Source organism: Oscillochloris sp. ZM17-4, from assembly GCF_019599295.1.
Classification (GTDB): Bacteria; Chloroflexota; Chloroflexia; order Chloroflexales; family Chloroflexaceae; genus Oscillochloris.
The window spans coordinates 133615-138218 of record NZ_JAIEWN010000012.1 but is presented as its reverse complement, the minus strand read 5'-3'; the positions used below and the strand labels follow the sequence as shown (position 1 = coordinate 138218).

The following is a 4604-nucleotide window of genomic DNA, read 5'->3' as shown; positions in this document are numbered from 1 at the left end:
GCCGAGGGGGCCACCTTCACGCCAGACCAGGGCCATCACGCCATCTACCGGGGGGCGCGCGCGCGCCAGGAGCGGCTCTACCACAAGCTGATCTGAATCCTCAATCCCCTCTCTTGCCGCATCGTACGCTTCCCACTACAATAGGAGCAAGCCACACGCCCGGTCGCCATGCCCACAAGCAGGGCCAAGCAGCGTATGATCTGCGTTATGGCTGCCCTGGAGGAACTCACGATGCCTGAGCTTCGGCAGAATCTGGCCACCCGCGAGTGGGTGATCATCGCCAACGAGCGCGCTCGCCGCCCCAACGCCTACGCCGAAGCCAGCGACCGCATCCTCACCCACGAGCGCCCCGAGCACGACGCGCACTGCCCATTCTGCATGGGCAACGAGGAGCTCGATCTCGAAGTCTGCCGCTACCCCGAGGGCGGCCCCGGATGGGACACGCGCGTGGTGCGCAACAAGTACCCTGCCCTGGCCGAGGATGGCACCCTGGTGCGGAACTTCAACGGGGTCGAGCGCTATATCACCGGGGTCGGCTACCACGAGGTGCTGGTCGAGCATACCCTACACAACACCACCCTCGCGCTGATGACCGACGAGGAGATCCGCTCCGTGGTGGAGATGTACCTGCGGCGCGGGCGCGAGATCAGCGCCGACCCGCGGGTCGAGCAAATGGTCTTCTTTAAGAACCACGGCGAGCGCGCCGGGGCCTCGCTGGTCCACCCGCACAGCCAGATCATCGGGCTGCCGATTGTGCCGGGCAACATCCGCCACCGGATCGAGGAGGCCCGCCGCTTCTTCGACGACACCGGCCAGTGCGTCTTCTGCACGATGCTCGCCGACGAGATCAGCCGCGGCGAGCGGATGATCGCCCTCAACGATCACTTCGCCGCCTTCGTGCTCTACGCATCCTCCTCGCCCTTCCATATCTGGATCTTGCCGCGCGACCACCACGCCAGCTTTATGTACACCGATCAGGACGCGCTGACCCACCTGGCCCCGCTGCTGCGCGATGTGCTCTTCCGCCTGTACACCCACCTGAACGACCCCGACTTCAACCTGATTCTACGCTCGACCCCCACCAAAGAGCCGGAGAACGGCTACTTCCACTGGTACCTGGCGATCGTGCCCCGGCTCAGCCGCAGCGCCGGCTTCGAGCTCGGCAGCGGCATGTGGATCAACCCGTCCATCCCCGAGGATTGCGCGGCCTTCCTACGCGGCGATGAGATCGCACCCTGAGCCTGACTGACCGCCGGGGCGCGCTACGCGAACCTGCGATTGGGTGTGCGTGTGTGCCGTTGCAGCACACAGCCATTTCTAACGCATACTCCAACGTACGCTCGCTCCTGTATATCATTCGCCCTGGCGACTACTTCTCCCAGTAAAATGCAGGCACTTTCACAAGATATGTGCTTGCAAAAAATCAGCATCCATAGTAGACTTATGCTCTGAGAGCAACACCCATCTAAGCCTCACTCGCCCCGCACCTATCCCCACTCTCACGGTCAGCACCCATCTACCATTTCCATCGGTAACCTAGCACGTGTTCGTTCCGAGCGCGGCGATTAATGCTGTCGCCTGCGCGGCGCGCAGGATGCTCTGGTTGGGCGTGCCCGCGTAGGCAGCCCAGCAAGCATCGTAACTGAGCGCATCCAGAACATCAGTCAGGCGCGACGAGCAGATCGGTGGGCAGCTGCCACACGGCATCCACCCATTCCGTGTGTGTCGTAGGTCGCTCGTTGATACGATGAGCCTGCCCGATAGTGCGAACCCTGTCCAGATATAAACGAACGATACGTCGTTCGACTCCCGACAGTGTCAGTATCATAGCGCGGAAAGGAGGCACGGGGCGCTAGCAGCCTCTACAATCAGAACAACAGCTGAGAAAAATACGCACCTGAGTTCTGCCAGATAAGCCACTCGCTTGATCGCATATTGGGGGAATACGCTTTCAGGTCAGGAGATGCATACACATGGCCCAGCACGCACATCGCACACGGATGCTGCTATCGATGATTCTGGCCCTACTGCTCATGATCGCCGGTGGAATTAACCTGGCGAATGCGCAGGGCACCGGCGGCACCATTGACTCGGTCAATAAATTCGCCCGGCCCAGTACGGTAAACGCCGGCGATCCTGTCAATGTCAACGTCTCGATCAACGCGCTGCCATGCGTACCGCCCTACAGCGTCAGTGTCGCGCTCGTGATCGACAAGTCGGGCAGTATGACCGGGACACCGCTGGCGCAGGCCCTGAGCGCCGCCTCGCTATTTGTCGACACGCTCGACCTCAGCCGCGACGAGGCATCGGTCGTCGCCTTCTCGGGTGACGGCTACGACGGCGACTCGGCCAACGATGCCGACACGCTGAGCAACCTAAGCCAGGATCGCGGCAGCCTGATCAGCGCGATCTCATCGATCCAGGTAGATGAGAACACGAACATCTACGAGGGTCTGAACCAGGGCGGGGCGACGCTCACGAGCGCCGCATCAAGCAACGCCCATGCGCTAGTGCTGCTGACCGATGGTGTAGCTAATATCGGTGCAGGTGGCATGCTTGGTTTGAGCCCGAGCAGCGATGCGCTGACCAAGGCCACCGAGCTAAAGAACCAGGGCATCCGCATCTACACGATCGGCCTGGGACAAGCCGACGCCAACTTCCTGAAAAACATCGCCACCTCAGCATCCGACTACTACGCTTCGCCCACGCCGGCAGAGCTGCCCACGATCTACGCCCAGATCGCCCGCTCGCTCCTGTCCGATATCGGCACCGATGCAACCTTCGTCGAGACCTACGACAACACCAACTTCGAGATTATCGACGGCAGCCAGGTGCCAACCAACGGCGTGATCGACTCGGCAGCCGGCACGATCACATGGGACTTCCCGACCCTCGGATCGCGCCAGGGCGTTAGCTACCAGGTGCGTGCGCTGACGACTTCGGGCACCTATGATATTAGCCGCCAGACGGACATCACCTACACCCAGGCCACCAGCTGCTCGCAGCAAGGCCAGCAGCTCGATTTCAGCTTCGGCACGGGCGCGACGGCCGCAATCGGCCAGACTCAGCCGCCGACGAACGCCATCCCGGCTAACGTCACCGTCAGCCTGATCGCTGACCCGAACCAGGCGGTGGCACCGAGTGATGTGATCGCTTACACCTTCACGGCGACAAACCGCGGCAAGGGCACCGCAGACGAGACGAAGATCACCCTGCCCTTCGACCCGAGTGTTGTCGAGTTGGTGGATGCGACCTTCAGCCGCAATACAGCCTGGGTGAGCCAGGTTAACACCAGCAGCGTCGAGATCAAGACCGGCACGCTCAGCAGCGGCAACGATAGCGTGAGCGGAACCGTTCGCTTCCGCGTGCTTGGCGGCACCACCACCGGGACACAGCTGAACACACAGGCGAGCTTCACCTGGTCTGATGCGGCAGGTGGCGGCAGCGGCAACAGCAACACGGTGACGGTGACGGTGAGCGACCAGAGCGCGACCCAGCCGTACGCAACGCTCACAGTCACGCCGTACAGCGCCTCGGCTGGCGATAGCTTCGAGGTGAAGGGGACGGGCTTTATCCCGAACGAGCCCGTAACGCTGTGGTATAACACGCCCAGCAACCAGGATGTCGCCGTCAAGACGGTTAACGCCAACGCTGATGGCGAGATCGAGCTGACATTCTCGGCGACCAGCGGCCTCGCCCCGGGTAACTACGCGATGGTTGCCTATGGCAATTGGAGCGCCATGACGGCGGTGGGGGTCTTCCAGATCCAGTAGGCGCATGCGCGCCGAGCGAATCGCACGAGGGGGGGCGCCGGCAATGCCGGCGCCCCCCCTCGTGCGCTGATCCGAGACGTGCGGCGAGCCTAGTGGACCGCCGCCGGCTCCGGCGCGGCGACGGCGTCGTTAAGCGCCACCTTCAGCACCTCGTCCATTGAGGAGACCGGGATGAGGTTGAGATCCTGGCGCACCTTCTCGGGCAGCTCGACGATGTCCTTGGCGTTCTCTTTGGGCAGGATGAAGGTGCGGATGCCGGCCCGGTGGGCTGCCAGGGTCTTCTCCTTGAGGCCGCCGATGCCGAGCACCTTGCCGCGCAGGGTCACCTCGCCAGTCATGGCCACGTCGCGGCGCACCGCCCGGCCGGTCATCGCGCTGATCAGGGCGGTGGTCAGGGTGATCCCGGCCGAGGGGCCGTCCTTGGGCACCGCGCCCTCGGGCACGTGGATGTGGATGTTGTGCTCCTCGAAGTAGTTGGTGTCGATGCCGAGCTGGTCGGCCTTCGAGCGCACGTAGGAGACGGCGGCCTGGGCGCTCTCCTTCATCACATCGCCGAGCTGGCCGGTGAGCAGCAGTCCGCCCTTGCCCTTCACCGGCAGCACCTCGATGCTCAGAATGTCGCCGCCGGCGCTCGTCCAGGCGACGCCCGTCGCGACCCCGATCTCGTCGCGCTCCTCGGCGAGGCCGTAGGTGAAGCGCTCGGGGCCGAGGTAGGTCGGCACATCAGCGGTATCGACCACATAGATGTCCTGTGGGGGCGCGGCGCCGGGCTCGCCGGCCGAGGCCACCTTGCGGGCCACCTTGCGGCAGAGCGTGGCCAGCTCGCGCTCC

At 63.7% G+C, this 4604-nt stretch carries 3 protein-coding genes; 2 read left to right on the top strand and 1 reads right to left on the bottom strand.

Annotated elements, in window-relative coordinates:
- Positions 1-231 precede the first annotated feature (231 nt).
- Positions 232-1239, top strand: a complete 1008-nt coding sequence (locus K2Z83_RS11560; protein WP_220595333.1) for a DUF4931 domain-containing protein — start codon at positions 232-234, stop codon at positions 1237-1239.
- A gap of 773 nt (positions 1240-2012) precedes the next feature.
- Positions 2013-3773 (top strand): vWA domain-containing protein, encoded by a 1761-nt coding sequence (locus K2Z83_RS11555; RefSeq protein WP_220595332.1) that lies wholly within the window; start codon positions 2013-2015, stop codon positions 3771-3773.
- 89 nt (positions 3774-3862) lie between these two features.
- On the opposite strand, the gene K2Z83_RS11550 is transcribed toward K2Z83_RS11555, so the two are convergent.
- Positions 3863-4604 (bottom strand): S16 family serine protease (locus K2Z83_RS11550; protein ID WP_305082504.1); only part of this gene is annotated, 742 nt, incomplete at its 5' end.

Bases quoted from the DNA above. Each gene is read 5' to 3' on its own strand.
- K2Z83_RS11560 (WP_220595333.1), top strand. From the start codon at position 232: ATGCCTGAGCTTCGGCAGAATCTGGCCACCCGCGAGTGGGTGATCATC.
- K2Z83_RS11555 (WP_220595332.1), top strand. From the start codon at position 2,013: ATGATTCTGGCCCTACTGCTCATGATCGCCGGTGGAATTAACCTGGCG.